The 14,173-nt window shown below is 60.5% G+C and carries 20 protein-coding genes and 1 tRNA gene; 8 read left to right on the plus strand and 13 right to left on the minus strand.

The genetic code is table 11. The features are described 5' to 3' along the window. The first annotated feature begins 4 nt into the window (after window positions 1-4). The 3 genes from GM676_RS28950 to GM676_RS28960 all read left to right on the plus strand — a co-directional run bounded on the left by GM676_RS28950 (window position 5) and on the right by GM676_RS28960 (window position 1,126). A complete protein-coding gene (locus GM676_RS28950) occupies window positions 5-475 on the plus strand; it encodes a penicillin-insensitive murein endopeptidase (RefSeq protein WP_155467864.1) in 471 nt (156 codons plus the stop codon). Between the two features lie 9 nt (window positions 476-484). Next, window positions 485-853 carry a hypothetical protein gene (locus GM676_RS28955; RefSeq protein WP_155467866.1) on the plus strand — a complete coding sequence of 123 codons (369 nt, stop codon included), beginning with the start codon at window positions 485-487 and terminating at the stop codon, window positions 851-853. 123 nt (window positions 854-976) lie between these two features. After that, on the plus strand, window positions 977-1,126 hold the full coding sequence (locus GM676_RS28960) for a recombinase family protein (protein ID WP_229262914.1): 150 nt from the start codon (window positions 977-979) through the stop codon (window positions 1,124-1,126). 175 nt (window positions 1,127-1,301) lie between these two features. Here GM676_RS28960 and GM676_RS28965 read toward each other — a convergent pair whose 3' ends face one another. The 8 genes from GM676_RS28965 to petA form a co-directional block, all read right to left on the minus strand. Further along, complete coding sequence (locus GM676_RS28965; RefSeq protein WP_155467868.1) at window positions 1,302-1,745, minus strand: hypothetical protein; 444 nt, start codon at window positions 1,743-1,745, stop codon at window positions 1,302-1,304. Then, entirely contained in the window at window positions 1,745-2,248 is a 504-nt protein-coding gene (locus GM676_RS28970) for a Panacea domain-containing protein (RefSeq protein WP_155467870.1), read from the minus strand. Before GM676_RS28970 ends, GM676_RS28965 begins: the two co-directional genes overlap by 1 nt. A gap of 186 nt (window positions 2,249-2,434) precedes the next feature. Beyond that, window positions 2,435-2,510, minus strand: a tRNA-Thr gene (locus GM676_RS28975). Between the two features lie 26 nt (window positions 2,511-2,536). Continuing rightward, complete coding sequence (locus GM676_RS28980) at window positions 2,537-3,013, minus strand: ClpXP protease specificity-enhancing factor (RefSeq protein WP_155467872.1); 477 nt, start codon at window positions 3,011-3,013, stop codon at window positions 2,537-2,539. Between the two features lie 78 nt (window positions 3,014-3,091). After that, a complete protein-coding gene (locus GM676_RS28985; protein WP_072788101.1) occupies window positions 3,092-3,703 on the minus strand; it encodes a glutathione S-transferase N-terminal domain-containing protein in 612 nt (203 codons plus the stop codon). Between the two features lie 114 nt (window positions 3,704-3,817). Then, window positions 3,818-4,582 (minus strand): cytochrome c1, encoded by a 765-nt coding sequence (locus tag GM676_RS28990; RefSeq protein ID WP_155467874.1) that lies wholly within the window; start codon window positions 4,580-4,582, stop codon window positions 3,818-3,820. Window positions 4,583-4,608: 26 nt separating this feature from the next. Then, window positions 4,609-6,021, minus strand: coding sequence for a cytochrome b (locus GM676_RS28995; protein WP_155467876.1), 1,413 nt, complete (start codon window positions 6,019-6,021; stop codon window positions 4,609-4,611). A gap of 2 nt (window positions 6,022-6,023) precedes the next feature. Next, entirely contained in the window at window positions 6,024-6,632 is a 609-nt protein-coding gene (gene petA / locus GM676_RS29000) for a ubiquinol-cytochrome c reductase iron-sulfur subunit (RefSeq protein WP_155467878.1), read from the minus strand. A gap of 338 nt (window positions 6,633-6,970) precedes the next feature. On the opposite strand from petA, the gene mscL reads away from it, so the two are divergent. From mscL to GM676_RS29015, 3 genes are read left to right on the plus strand one after another with little or no spacing between them, the layout of a single operon-like run. Continuing rightward, entirely contained in the window at window positions 6,971-7,408 is a 438-nt protein-coding gene (mscL, locus tag GM676_RS29005; RefSeq protein ID WP_155467880.1) for a large conductance mechanosensitive channel protein MscL, read from the plus strand. Between the two features lie 36 nt (window positions 7,409-7,444). Continuing rightward, window positions 7,445-8,611, plus strand: coding sequence for a Do family serine endopeptidase (locus tag GM676_RS29010; protein ID WP_155467882.1), 1,167 nt, complete (start codon window positions 7,445-7,447; stop codon window positions 8,609-8,611). Window positions 8,612-8,618: 7 nt separating this feature from the next. Next, window positions 8,619-9,308 carry a DUF2461 domain-containing protein gene (locus tag GM676_RS29015; protein ID WP_155467884.1) on the plus strand — a complete coding sequence of 230 codons (690 nt, stop codon included), beginning with the start codon at window positions 8,619-8,621 and terminating at the stop codon, window positions 9,306-9,308. Window positions 9,309-9,376: 68 nt separating this feature from the next. Here the strand turns inward: GM676_RS29015 and GM676_RS29020 are convergent, their stop codons facing one another. From GM676_RS29020 to GM676_RS29040, 5 genes are all read right to left on the minus strand, one after another. Further along, window positions 9,377-10,399 (minus strand): NAD(P)H-dependent glycerol-3-phosphate dehydrogenase, encoded by a 1,023-nt coding sequence (locus GM676_RS29020; RefSeq protein WP_155467886.1) that lies wholly within the window; start codon window positions 10,397-10,399, stop codon window positions 9,377-9,379. Between the two features lie 40 nt (window positions 10,400-10,439). Next, window positions 10,440-10,883, minus strand: a complete 444-nt coding sequence (locus GM676_RS29025) for an SH3 domain-containing protein (RefSeq protein WP_155467888.1) — start codon at window positions 10,881-10,883, stop codon at window positions 10,440-10,442. A 73-nt stretch (window positions 10,884-10,956) separates the two neighbouring features. Then, window positions 10,957-11,430: a protein-export chaperone SecB gene (gene secB, locus GM676_RS29030; RefSeq protein ID WP_072788116.1), complete on the minus strand. Its 474-nt coding sequence runs from the start codon at window positions 11,428-11,430 to the stop codon at window positions 10,957-10,959. Between the two features lie 162 nt (window positions 11,431-11,592). Next, the gene (gene grxC / locus GM676_RS29035) at window positions 11,593-11,853 is read right to left on the minus strand and encodes a glutaredoxin 3 (protein WP_155467890.1); all 261 of its coding nucleotides are present in this window, start codon (window positions 11,851-11,853) and stop codon (window positions 11,593-11,595) included. Window positions 11,854-11,868: 15 nt separating this feature from the next. Continuing rightward, window positions 11,869-12,270 (minus strand): rhodanese-like domain-containing protein, encoded by a 402-nt coding sequence (locus tag GM676_RS29040; RefSeq protein ID WP_371866406.1) that lies wholly within the window; start codon window positions 12,268-12,270, stop codon window positions 11,869-11,871. Window positions 12,271-12,370: 100 nt separating this feature from the next. On the opposite strand from GM676_RS29040, the gene gpmA reads away from it, so the two are divergent. Together gpmA and GM676_RS29050 are read left to right on the plus strand one after the other, a co-directional pair. Further along, the gene (gene gpmA, locus GM676_RS29045; protein ID WP_155467894.1) at window positions 12,371-13,117 is read left to right on the plus strand and encodes a 2,3-diphosphoglycerate-dependent phosphoglycerate mutase; all 747 of its coding nucleotides are present in this window, start codon (window positions 12,371-12,373) and stop codon (window positions 13,115-13,117) included. A 40-nt stretch (window positions 13,118-13,157) separates the two neighbouring features. Then, the coding region (locus tag GM676_RS29050) for a murein hydrolase activator EnvC family protein (protein WP_229262915.1) at window positions 13,158-14,173 on the plus strand (1,016 nt) is incomplete at its 3' end.

Here is a 14,173-nt window from a genome sequence, read left to right on the forward strand (position 1 = left end):
GATCATGGCGGAGACACCGATCAAAGACTCACGCGGCTTCTTCAAGCTGTCACAGGACCCGGAACAGGGCGGCTTTGGATACTACACGTATGGCACGCCGGTAGCTGGTGCCGGACAATTTGCCCGTCCCAAGCTGCTTTCGCTACTCAACTTGGTTGAATTCCGATGGCAGGGTATGGACGACCGCAAGATCGGAATTGGCAACATTAGCCTCGCGGAGGGAGCCAAGTTTCGGCCGCATGAGGGGCACGTTAGCGGCTTGGACGTGGATATTCGTTTGATGCGAAAGGATGGGAGGCAGTCGCCTGTCCGCTGGACTGAGCCGCAGTATGACCGCGACGCAACTGAAATGCTTATCTGCCTTTTTTTCGAGTCCAATCTGGTCAAGGTCATTTACTTCAACGACCCGAAGATTGCTCGCGTCAAACAGCGCTTTAGGCACGACAACCATTTCCATGTCACGATTTTTGAGTAAGGGAGTGACGTGAAACCCTTCACGCTCTTGGCTCTGCTGATTGTCACCGTCGCAGCGCTGGCGCACGGTGCACAATCATGGGTATGGGCTACTCGGCCGGCCGAGGTTCACTACGTGGTCTACGGTGGCGATCTTGGCGACACCTATCGGCCAGTTCCCAATGATGTTCATGTCGCGTTCTACGTGCGCGGCCGGGCCGCGAAGGAAATGTTTGATGTGATGGGGCCGGATAAGAAGAGCGAGTGTGGTATCGAAAAAGGCGGACGGGTGCGTGAAAAGGAACACGTAGCCTGTCGATACCGCCCTTCGGACGGATATGAGTGCGACTTTGGCTTTGACCTTGCATCGGGCAAAAGCATCGGTGGCTCAATTTGCTGACCTCGCACAGCACATGACGGCCTCGCCATAGTCGGCCTGCGCGCCCGCAGCAAGCAGCAGCGCCAAGCGTGAAACAAAAAGGGGGAGGCTGAAACGCCACTATCTTGCTATTTGCGCAGGACGTTGGTTGCCGTCATTGTTCTCCAGCTGGGCAAACTGGACCTGACCTCGCCGGCTGGCAAAATGATGCTTATGATGTTTGCGGCTGTAGCCGAGATGGAGCGTGATTTGCTGGTAGAGCGTACGCAAGCCGGCTTAGCGCGCGAAGAATGAAGGCAAGAGGCTGGGCCCACCGCAGACGACCGCCGGGTAGCGCGCTGACATCATTGCGAAGTACACCGCCGGTCAGAGCGTTAGCGCGCTGGCCCACATGTACGATGTTTCGCGCGCTAATATCTTGAGCGTGGTGAAACCAGTATAGGCGGATGTTCTGCCGGCGGTCTTAAGCTCAGTCCTTTTCCTTTTTTTTCTTGCTGTCTTTTTTCTTGGGCGTGTCTGATGGGAAGAGGCCGCGAATTACGCCCAAAAATGCGGCGAGAACATTCACAGTTACACCGGTCGTGATAGCAATCATAGCGGTATCGCTAATCATCAACTTCCCCGTCAACCCATATATTATGGCATTTGCTGATATTGCAACTGCCCAAAACTGGATGCACCCTGCGGCTAAATTGTGCGCTTTATCCGCGTACGTACTGCGTAGCAGTCTATTGGCTTTCTGATTTTCAGCTTCCTCATTGATGAGGACGTCTTCAAGTGGCGCGTTTCCAACTCCGAACGATGCAGGGGGCGCATCTTCGGTCGCTTCAAGTGCCTGTTGCATCGAAGGGGGATCCACCTGCGTTTCGCTGAGTGCCGATGAATCCTCGATATGGTCAACAGGAGAGCCCATCAATTTGCGTTGTGCGCCTTATAGCGCGCATCACGTTCGATAGCCTGACCTAGGATATCGTTTGAAATTGGATTGCCGTCTACCTGGCCCGAGCTTTGCCAGGCAGAGCCTGGCTCGTGAGTCATGGCGGATAGCTGGGACCCGGAGTAAGCGCCATAGACATCGATTACCTTGTCAATAAGGTCCCATGTTTTGATATCACGCTCACTCACGATTGGGCGACGCTTTACCAATACACCGTCCTCTTCTACGATATGCCCACCATAGGCCGATATAGCACTCGACCCGTACTCTTTGAACTCGTGATAGAGCGACGGAATAACCGGGCCATACTGCCATCGACAGAAAAAATCATCGATAAGTGGCTTGCCTTTACGCGCAATATGCCAAGACTGTAGATAGAACAAAAGTTTTTGCAATTTCATCGGGGAAAGGTTGCGCAGCTTCCCTTCTTTTGCGCGCTTGACCAAGGCATTAGCCATAGCCATTGCTGAGTACGCCATATTTGCCTCCCTGAAAAAGTATTACTGATTATAGGTAGATATAGTGCCATACATTGACGCTTCAAGAGCGCCATACTGTATAGAAAAACAGCGTAGCCACCACAGCATTTGCGGCAGAAAAGCCTACATGGCGGCCGAAGTAAAAAAGCCCAGCCTTAAATGGCTGGGCTAAGTCTTTGATTTTATTGGTGCCGGCTGCCGGTTTCGAACTGGCCACCTGATGATTACAAATCAACTGCTCTACCAAATGAGCTAAGCCGGCGTAACTTTTACGGGGCGAATTATACGCTATTTAATACGCGTCAGGGTCGGACGGCCGCCCTTTTTGGGCGGGTCGGTGTCGTCGCCGGGAGCGTCGGTTTTGGCTTCGCTGGCCGCCGGCGGCACCGCCGACAGCACCGGCGCGGCCGGCGCTTCTTCCGGCTCCGGTTCCGCCGGCGCCGGGGACTGGCCCAGCTGCGGTTCGAACGCCATGCCCTGGCCGTTTTCGTTGGCATAGATCGCCATCACGTTGTTGACCGGGATGAAGATTTCGCGCGAGACGCCGCCGAAGCGGGCGTGGAAGCGGATGCTGTCGTTGTCCATCTTCAGGCCCGAGGTGGCGCCGAAGCTGATGTTGAGCACGATCTCGCCTTTTTTCACGTATTCCATCGGCACCGTGGTGGCGGCGTCGACCTTGACGGCGAGGTAGGGGGTGTAGCCGCTGTCCGTGCACCATTCGTAGATGGCGCGCAGCAGGTAGGGCTTGGTTGAGATTTCAGACATGGTCTTCCAGACTGCGGTAAAACTCGGCGCGCCGCCGGCCGTGAAGCCGGCGCGCGCCGTAGTGCTTCAATGAACCAATTAACGGCGCATCACCTTTTCCGACGGCGTCAGCGCTTCGATGTAGGCCGGACGCGAGAAGATGCGCTCGGCGTACTTCATCAGCGGCGCGGCGGTCTTCGACAGTTCGATGCCGTAGTGGTCCAGGCGCCACAGCAGCGGCGCCACCGCCACGTCCAGCATCGAGAACTCGTCGCCCAGCATGTATTTGTTTTTCAGGAACAGCGGCGCCAGCGTGGTCAGGCGGTCGCGGATTTCGGCGCGGGCCTTGTCGTGGCTCTTGTCGTTGCCCTTGGCGCGTTCGCTTTCCAGCGTATGCACGTGCACAAACAGTTCTTTTTCAAAGTTGAACAGCATCAGGCGCGCACGGGCGCGCATCAGCGGGTCGGCCGGCATCAGTTGCGGATGCGGGAAACGTTCGTCGATGTATTCATTGATGATGTTCGATTCGTACAAGATCAATTCGCGTTCCACCAGGATCGGCACCTGACCATACGGATTCATGGTCGAGATGTCTTCCGGCTTGTTGAACAAGTCGACATCGCGCACTTCAAAGTCCATGCCTTTTTCAAACAGGACCAGGCGGCAGCGTTGCGAGAATGGGCAGGTCGTACCCGAGTAGAGAACCATCATTTTTCTAGTTCCTTAGAAGAACAAACAGGGCGAGACCGCGAACGGCTCACCCGGATCGATCGCCCGCCAAACGCGGGCATCGCAAAACAAGCGCCGGCCAGCCGGCGCTCTCGACTATTTCACTTCTTTCCAGAACGACGCATTCAAGCGCCATGCCAGGAAGGCGAACAAGGTCATGAACAACACGACCACGACGCCCAGTTTTTTGCGGGTCTGCGCAGCAGGCTCCGCCATCCACTCCATGTAGCCGACCAGGTCGGCCACGGCAGTGTCGTAAGCCAGTTTGTCCAGTTTACCCGGGGTCACTTGCACATAGCCAGCAAATTCGTGCGTCATCTTGCCGTGCTCGTGCGGATCCTCCACCTCCTTGGTGCTGATTGCCTGTACCCCTTGCAGTTCCCACAGCACATGCGGCATGGCCACATTGGCCACCAGCCGGTTGTTCCAGCCGGTCGGCCGGGTGTCGTCCTTGTAGAAGCTGCGCAGATAGGTGTACAGGTAATCGCTGCCGCTGCCGGCGCCAGACGCTTTCGCGCGCTGGATCACCGACAGGTCCGGCGGCACCGCCCCGAACCATGCTTTCGCATCCTTCGGGTTCATGGTGGTGGTCATCATTTCGCCCACTTTTTCACCGGTAAACAGCAGGTTGGCCTTGATCTGCTCCTCGCTCAAGCCCAGGTCCTTCAGGCGGTTGTAGCGCATGGAGGACGCATTATGACAGTTCAGGCAGTAATTTACGAACAATTTGGCGCCATTCTGCAAGGCGGCCAGGTTATTTGAGCGGTCCGGCGCCTTGTCCAGGGCGATTCCGCCCTCGTTGGCGAAGGCCAGACCGGGCAACAGTGCCAAAGTGGCAAGTATGCGTTTTGCGTAGTTCATGTGTTGTCCTTTATGCACTTTAGCGATCAGTGGCCGTGGTAGACCACGCGGTCCGGAACCTTCTTGAACGTGCCCATGGCGCTCCACCATGGCATGAACAGGAAGAAGCTAAAGTACAGCAGGGTGCACACTTGCGACACGATGGTGCGGCCCTCGGTCGGCGGCAGGGTGCCGAGGTAGCCCAGCGTCAGGAACGACAGGAAGAACACGGCGTACACGTATTTGTGCCAGCTCGGGCGATAGCGGATCGACTTCACCGGCGACTTGTCCAGCCATGGCAGGAAGGCCAGGATCACCACCGAGGAGCCGAAGAACACCACGCCCCAGAACTTGGCGTCCAGGATCTGCGGCAGCATGCCGATGATGGCCACCAGGGCGATCACCGCGATCACGGTCTTGGTCAGGCTCGACAGGCGCGATTTGAGCCAGATGAACACCACGTAGGCGGCCACGAAGAACATCAGCACCCACATGAAGTCGGCGGTGGTGGCGCGCAGCACCGAGTAGAAGGCGGTGAAGTACCAGGTCGGGGCGATGTGCAGCGGGGTCTTGAGCGAATCGCCCGGCAGGAAGTTGTTGTACTCCAGGAAGTAGCCGCCCATTTCCGGCGCGAAGAACACCACCGCGCTGAAGATGGTCAGGAACACCGACACGCCAAACAGGTCGTGCACCGTGTAGTACGGGTGCGACGGGATGGAATCGACCGGGTGGCCGTCCGGGCCCAGGTTGTCCTTCACTTCGATGCCGTCCGGATTGCTGGAGCCGACTTCATGCAGCGCGATCAGGTGCGCGGCCACCAGGCCCAGCAGCACCAGCGGGATGGCGATCACGTGGAAGGCGAAGAAGCGGTTCAGGGTGGCGTCCGACACCACGTAGTCGCCGCGTATCCACAGCGACAGGTCGGGGCCGATCAGCGGAATGGCGCCGAACAGGTTGACGATCACCTGCGCGCCCCAGTACGACATCTGGCCCCATGGCAGCAGGTAGCCGAAGAAGGCTTCCGCCATCAGGCACAGGAAGATGGCAAAGCCGAACAGCCAGATCAGCTCGCGTGGCTTGCGGTACGAGCCGTACAGCAGGCCGCGCGTCATGTGCAGGTAGACGATGATGAAGAAGGCCGAGGCGCCGGTCGAGTGCATGTAGCGCACCAGCCAGCCCCATGGGACTTCGCGCATGATGTATTCGACCGAGCCGAACGCCAGGTTGGCGTCCGGCTTGTAGTGCATGGTCAGGAAGATGCCGGTGACGATTTGCAGCACCAGCACCAGCATGGCCAGCGAGCCGAAGATGTACCAGAAATTGAAGTTTTTCGGGGCGTAGTACTTGCCCCACTGATCATTCCACAGCTTCGAGAGCGGGAAACGATCGTCGACCCAGCCCAGTGCCTTTTGTGCGGCCGGTGCGTCGGCCGGGAATTTGGTCTCCTTGAATGCCCCCATGGTTATGCCTCGCCTTTCTCATCTTTACCAATGACCAGCTTGGTGTCGCTCAGGTACATATGACGCGGGACTTGCAGATTGTCCGGCGCCGGCTTGTTCTTGAACACGCGGCCGGCCATGTCGAAGGTCGAGCCGTGGCAAGGGCAGAGGAAGCCGCCCTCCCAGTCGTCCGGCAGCGAGGGCTGCGGCCCGGGGGTGAATTTGGAGGAAGGCGAGCAGCCCAGGTGGGTACAGATGCCGACCGCGACCAGGATTTCCGGCTTGCGCGAGCGCCATTCGTTGCGGGCGTATTCGGGGGTGAATTCTTCGGGGTTGCGCTTGGATTCGGCGTCGGCCACCTTGCCGTCGGTCTTTTTCAGCGACGCCACCATGTCGGGCGTGCGTTTGAGGATCCAGACCGGCTTGCCGCGCCATTCCACGGTTTTCATTTCACCGGGGTTGAGCGTGGAAATATCCACTTCGACCGGCGCGCCGGCCGCTTTCGCGCGCTCGGACGGCTGGAAGGTGCTTACTAATGCGCCCGCGGTGGCGAGACCTACAACACCGCCAGCGGCGCCGGTCGCGACCAGCAATCCGCGACGGCCTGAATCGACCTGCTTTTCGTTACTCATACAAACCCCAATCAGTCAAAGTGCGAACAAAATCTTGAGAACTGTGTACAAACCTGAAAGCTGACAACTTGGTAAAGGCACGAAATCCAGCAACCTTACATTATAAGGTATGCATCATGCAAACAAAAACACCAACGTTGCTCATTCCCCAAGTTTGCACACCGCCCCGCTGCGATGATAGAAGGGAGGACCAAGAGCAGAAATTGATGTAGGTCAATTTATAGCGTAATTCGGCTTGCAAATGCGTAAACGACAAGCGTGTTTGGAATCCAATTGAAAAAATAGTATGATCCAAGCGCGGTTTTGTTCACAATTGACCACACAGCGGGGATAAAAATATGGCAATGATGCAGGAATTTAAAGAATTCGCGATGAAGGGCAATGTGGTCGATCTGGCGGTCGGCGTGATCATTGGCGGCGCCTTCGGCAAGATCGTCGATTCGCTGGTGGCCGACATCATCATGCCGCCGATCGGCAAACTGTTTGGCGGGCTGGACTTCGCCAACTACTACATTCCGCTGAATGGCCAGGCGGCCAACCTGAGCCTGGCCGAAGCCAAGAAACTGGGCGCGGTGTTCGCCTACGGGAATTTTGCTACCATCCTGTTGAACTTTATCATCCTGGCGTTTGTGATCTTCCAGATGGTGCGTCTGATGAACAAGGCGCGCACCCTGGGCCAGAAGCAGGAGGCGGCGGCCGCCGCGGCCGAACCGCCGCCACCGACCCCGGAAGATATCGTGCTGCTGCGCGAAATTCGCGACTCTCTCAAAAAATAATTCTAGGCCGCCGCGAGGGCGGCAGGCTGGACTGCGATGCGACGACTCTGGTTATTGTTTGCGCAAACGGTGACCGTCGTATTGGCACTGTATTTCGTCTACACGGCGGTGGGCCGCGAGCGCCCGGCGCCGGTGCGCGTGCAGCAAATGGGCAGCGTCGAGCATCCGGCCGCCATGCTGGAGGCGGCGCCGTCCAAGCCGCCGGCCTCGGCGGGCGGCTCCTACCGCGCGGCGGCGGCGCGCGCCATGCCGGCGGTGGTCAACATCATCACCAGCAAGAAACCCAAGCGCGGCAAGCATCCGCTGCTGCGCGATCCCTTCTTCAAGAAATTCTTCGGCGACCGCGATCGCGACGAGGACAGCGACGACGAGTCCAGCCTGGGCTCGGGCGTGATCGTCTCGGCCCAGGGCTACATCCTGACCAACAACCACGTGGTGGAGGCGGCCGATGAAATCGAGGTGGTGCTGACCGATGGCCGCAAGGCCGCCGCCAAGCTGGTCGGCACCGATCCGGAAACCGACCTGGCCGTCATCAAGATCAACCTCGACAAGCTGCCGGTGATCGTGCTGGGCCAGGCCGAGCAGGCGCAGGTGGGCGACGTGGTGCTGGCCATCGGCAACCCGTTTGGCGTCGGCCAGACCGTGACCATGGGCATCATCTCCGCGCTGGGGCGCAACAACCTGCACATCAACCACTTCGAGAACTTCATCCAGACCGACGCGGCGATCAACTTCGGCAACTCGGGCGGGGCGCTGGTGGACGCCAGCGGCAACCTGCTGGGCATCAACTCGGCGATTTACTCGCAGACCGGCGGCTCGGTCGGCATCGGCTTCGCGATTCCGGTGTCGACCGCCAAATCGGTGATGGAAGCCATCATCAAATCGGGCCACGTGGTGCGCGGCTGGATCGGCGTGGAAAGCCAGGAAATCACGCCCGAGCTGGCGGCCAGCTTCGGCTTGCAGCGCCAGAGCGGCGCCATCATTGCCGGCGTGGTGCGCAACGGCCCGGCCGACAAGGGCGGCATCAAGCCGGGCGACATCCTGCTATCGGTGGACGGCAAGGCGGTGGCCGACACCAACAGCATGCTGAACCTGATCGCCCAGCTGGCGCCCGGCGGAAAGGCTAAAATGACGGTCCTGCGTAAAAACAAGGAAACCACGCTGGACATCACGGTCGGCAAGCGGCCGACCAACGCCAAATAAGGACACCATGCACCTGCGAGACCTGACCCAATACCTGCGCGAACTGGCGGACAACAACAACCGTCCCTGGTTCATCATGAACAAGCCGCGTTACGACATCCTGCGTGAGGAATTCCTGCAAGTGGTGACCGAGATGATCGGCGAGCTGGGCAAGTTCGACGCGCAGGTCAAGTTCAGCAACCCGAAGAAAGCCATGTTCCGCATCAACCGCGACGTGCGCTTTGCGCATGACAAGAGCCCGTACAAAACGCGTTTCTCGGCGGCGGTGGCACCCAACGACATGCGGCGCCCGAGCAAGGCCGGCGGTCCGACTTACTACATGCAGATCGACGGCAATGGTCGCCTGCTGTTTGGCGCCGGCGAATACATGCCGCCGCCGCACCGCCTGAAAGCGCTGCGCCAGCACATGGTGGACGACGCGGCCGGCTTCCGCAAGGTGTTGAAGAACAAGAGATTGGTGGCGACCTATGGCGACATCCAGAACGAAGGCAAGCTGATGCGCCCGCCAAAAGGCTACGACCCCGAGCACGAGCACATCGAGTACATCAAGCTGAAGAGCTTCTTCGTCTGGACCGAGATCGACCTGCAACTGAACAAGCCGGAACTGCTGGTGCCGACCCTGGCGGCCGGCCTCAAGGATGCCTACCCGCTGGTGGCGTGGATGCGCGAAGCCAAGTCCGACCTCGAGGAAGAATAAACCACCCGGGGTCAGTTCTTGCAATCACGCATGAGCTCGTGTGCGATTGCAAGAACTGACCCCGGGTTTTATTCGCCGCGCGGGTCGCGGGAGAGCAGGCGGGCCACCATGGCTTGCGGCTGGTCGCCGTCGAACAGCACGCCGGCCACGGCGTTGGTGATCGGCATCTCGACGCCGAGGCGCGCCGACAGTTCGCGCACGGCCTTGGCGCAAGGCACGCCCTCGGCCACATGGCCCAGCTCCTGCACGATCACCTCCAGCGCCTTGCCCTGCGCCAGCCCGAGGCCGACGCGGCGATTGCGCGACAGGTCGCCGGTGCAGGTCAAAATCAAGTCGCCCATGCCGGTCAGGCCCATGAAGGTCTCGGTCTGGCCGCCCAGCGCCACGCCCAGGCGGGTGATCTCGGCCAGGCCGCGCGTGATCAGCGCCGCGCGCGCATTCAGGCCCAGGCCCAGCCCGTCGGCCGCGCCGGTGGCGATCGCCAGGATGTTTTTCACCGCGCCGCCCACTTCCACGCCGACCAGGTCTTCGCTGGAGTAGACGCGCATATTGCCGCCGTGGGCGGTCTCGACCACCAGCGCGCGCAGTTCGGCCGATGCCGAGGCGATGGTCAGCGCGCACGGCAAGCCCTTGGCCACTTCCTGCGCGAACGACGGCCCGGACAGTGCGCCGCCCGCCACCGCGTCGCCCAGCACTTCGCGCACGATCTGGTGCGGCAGCAGGCCGGTGTCGTATTCAAAACCCTTGCACAGCCACACCACATTGGGGATGGCGCGGCCCTTGAGCGACTGCAACAGCGGACGCAGGCCGGCCACCGGGCAGGCCGCGATCAGCAGGCTGCCGGGCGCGGCCACGTGGGCCAGCGCCGCCTCGAAATCGGCCGCCACGTGTAGGCGGTCCGGGAAGACGTGGCCGGGCAGGTAGGTGTTTTCGCGCGCGGTTGCCATCGCTTGCAGGGCGGCGGCATTGCGCCCCCACAGCAGCACGTCGTGGCGCCGGGCCAGCGCCATGGCCACGGCCGTGCCCCAGGCGCCAGCGCCGAGCACGCTCACCTTGCGGGCGAGGCCCGCCTGTTTGGTCTTTTCTTGCATGGGATCTCATCCGGCGCGTGGGAGGGCGCCGCTACGGCAATTATATGCCCCAGACTTCGGAATTCTTGACGTAACCGATCAGGCCGTCGCGATGGCGCACCTTGATCCAGCCGCCGGCCGCCGTTTCGGACAGTTCCAGCAGCACGCCCTTGTCGGCGGTGAACACCGTGCTGGCGGCGTCGTCCGGCGTGGCGCGGACTTTCAGGTTGGCGCTCTTGACGATGACGTTGCGCCTGGCGCTCAGGCCCTTGGCCTCGGTCCAGGCCAGTTCGCCGTTGACGTCGCGCACTTTCAGCCATTCGCCATAGGCCAGCACCACTTCCAGCGGGGCGCCGCGCGGCACCACGAACAGCTTGCCGCCCTTGGTCGATGGCGCGTCGTACAGGATGACGGGATTGGCGCCTACCGTTTTGAAGTCGTAGGCCTGGCTGCCGGCAGCGGCCAGCATCATGGTCAGCGCAGCGATCAAACGGGGAAAAGTCATGGTGTGCCTTGAAACGGGGAAACTGCCGCCGGACGAGTGACCGGCGGCGGTGCAGCTAAGTGTGATGCTTTGCTTAGTGGGTGGCGTCAGCGGCTGGGGCAGCGGCGGCCGCTTCAGCGATGGCTTGTTGACGCTGCTGGTAGAACACTTCGAAGTTGATCTCAGCCAGGTGCACGGGTGGGAAGCCGGCGCGGGTGATCACGTCGGCAATGTTGGCGCGCAGGTAAGGATAAACGATGTTCGGGCAGCCGATGCCCAGCAGTGGGTCCAGCTGTTCGGCTGGAATGTTGCGGGCTTCAAAGATGCCGGCTTGCTTGCCTTCCACCAGGAAAGCGACTTTGTCCTTGACTTTGGCGGTCACGGTGATGGTGACGGTCGATTCGAAGATGCCGTCAGCCAGCGGCTCGGCGCCGACGTCCAGGGCCACTTCGATGGTCGGTGCTTCCTGTTCCAGGAAGATCGCCGGCGAGTTAGGTTGTTCCAGCGACAGGTCTTTCAGGTAGACGCGTTGGATTTGGAATACTGGTTGCAGATTTTCTTCAGACATGGAACGCTTTCGTTATAGTGAAAACGGGCAGCACCGGCCGCCCGGGGTGATGTTTGCTTGGTATGGCTAGAAGACAGCTCAAATCAAACGCGAAGGCAATTGTATCAAAACCATTATGGTTTTAAAGGCTTTCAACCCGCCGCACGTTGTATTTGGGGGCCATTAGCCATTTAACAAGGGGGACAGGCCGCCCGCTTGATCCAGCGCATACAAATCGTCGAAACCGCCGACATGGGTGTCGCCGATATAGATTTGCGGCACGGTGCGGCGGCCGGTCTTTTGCATCATCGTAATACGTTGTTCGGGGTCCAGATCCACGCGGATCTTTTTCAGGCCGGTCACGCCCTTGGATTCCAGCAGGCGCTCGGCGCGGATGCAGTAGGGGCAAACGGCGGTGGTGTACATGATCACTTCGGCAGTCATTTTGCTCTCCTCTCATTACTTGGCCAGCGGCAGGCCAGCTTTTTGCCATGCGGCAACGCCACCTTCCAGGTTGACCACGTCGGCAAAGCCGGCTTTGCCCAGCTTGGCGGCGGCGGCCGAACCGCGCGCATCGCTCTTGCCCACCACGATCAGGCTGCGGCTTTTGAACTTGTCCAGCTCGGACAGGCGCTGATCCAGCTCGCCCAGCGGGATATTCTTGGCATCAGGCAAGTGTCCTTCGGCGTACTCCTTGGCATCGCGTACGTCCAAGATGGTGGCTTTGCCGCGATTAATCAACATGGTGATGTCTTGCGGGCTGCCGCGCTTGCCACGCACGGTGAGCGAAGGCCACAGCAGGGCGCCGCCGGAAACCAGCACGATGGCGATCAGAAAAATATTGTCAATGAAGAATTTCACAGGAATCCAATGGTTGAACTTAATCCGGCCATTATAAAATAGAAGCTGTAACAGCATTCAAAGCACCGGTTTTCCAACTTTTCCTGAAAAGATAGTCCACATGTACAAAATCGTTTTCATGCGCCATGGCGAATCCACCTGGAACCTGTCGAACCGCTTCACCGGCTGGACCGACGTCGACCTGACCGAAAAAGGCATCAATGAAGCCAAACAGGCCGGCAAGCTGCTGAAGGATGGCGGCTACACCTTCGACCTGGCCTACACCTCGGTGCTGAAGCGCGCCGTGCGCACGCTGTGGCTGGCGCTGGACGAGATGGACATGATGTATCTGCCGATCAAGAACGACTGGCGCCTGAACGAGCGCCACTACGGCGCCCTGCAAGGCCTGGACAAGGGCGAGACCGCCGCCAAGTACGGCGACGAGCAAGTGCTCGTTTGGCGCCGCAGCTACGACACGCCGCCGCCAGCGCTGGAGGCGAGCGACGACCGTGCCTCGTTCAACGACCCGCGCTACGCCGGCCTGTCGAAGCAGCAGATCCCGCTGACCGAATGCCTGAAAGACACCGTGGCCCGCGTGGTGCCGGTGTGGGACGAGGAAATCGCCCCGGCCATCAAGGCCGGCAAGAAGATCATCATCTCGGCCCACGGCAACAGCCTGCGTGCCCTGATCAAGATGCTGGACGGCATCAGCGACAGCGATATCGTCGGCCTGAACATTCCTAACGGCACCCCGCTGGTGTACGAGCTGGACGAGAACCTGAAGCCGATCCGTCACTACTACCTGGGTGACGCCGACGCCATCGCCGCCGCGCAAGCCGCCGTGGCCAACCAGGGCAAGGCCAAGTAATTTGTCTTCTTCGTACCGCCATGCCGTAGCGTTGCTGCTGATGTTGTCGATCGGCGCGCAAGCGGCGCCGTTCGGCAAGATGACCGAGCGCAGCAAGCAGAAGGCTGCCGCCGAGGCCGAACGCGCCGGCGTGCAGCAGAAGCTGTCCGCGCTCAAGAAGGACATCAGCAAGACCGAGAGCGCCAAGGACGACGCGGCCGATACGCTGGCCGAGTCGGAGCAGGCGATCTCGGACGCCAACCGCTCGCTGCGCGATTTGCAGCAGGAGCAGGGCGACACCAACCTCAAGCTCCAGCAGCTGTCCGCCGAGCACGACAAGCTGGCGGCCACGGTCGCCCAGCAGAAGCAGCAGCTGGCCAAGTTGCTGCGCGAGCAGTACGTGGCGGGCAATGAGGACCGCATCAAGTTGCTGCTGTCCGGCGACAATCCCAACCGCATCAACCGCGATTTGCAAATGCTGGCGTATGTCTCACAGGCGCAGGCGCGTCTGCTGGGGGCGTTGCGTGCCAATCTGAAGGCCGTGGAGGTCAATCAGGAGCAAGCGCAGAACGCCAAGGACGAGCTGGAAGAAATCGCCCAGGAACAATTGCAGCAAAAAGCCAGGCTGGAGCAGGAGAAGGCGCGCCGCGCCACCCTGTTGTCCACCTTGTCGAAGAAACTGGTGGCCCAGCGCAAGGAAGCGGGCAACCTGGAGCGCGACGAGCAGCGCATGACCGGGCTGGTCGACAAGCTCAACAAGCTGATTGCCGAGCAGGCCGCCGCCGCGGCCGCCGAGAAGAAGCGCCAGGAACAGTTGGCTGCCGCCAAAGCGGCCGCCAAGGCCAAGGCGGAAGCCGACGCGCGCGCGCTGGCCAAGGCCAGAGCCGCCGAGGCGGAGCGCCAGCGTCTGGCCAAGGCCAATAACAGCACCAAGTCCGGCACCATCAAGCCACCCCCGAACCCCGCCGACGCGATCGATGCCGACGAGCCGAAGGTGGCCGCCGCGCGGCCGGGCGCCAGCGGCGCGGCGGGCACAGGCGCCGGAGCGGGCGGTTCAGCAGGCGCCGCAGGGGCGGC

Source organism: Duganella radicis, assembly GCF_009720825.1.
GTDB lineage: Bacteria > Pseudomonadota > Gammaproteobacteria > Burkholderiales > Burkholderiaceae_D > Rugamonas > Rugamonas radicis.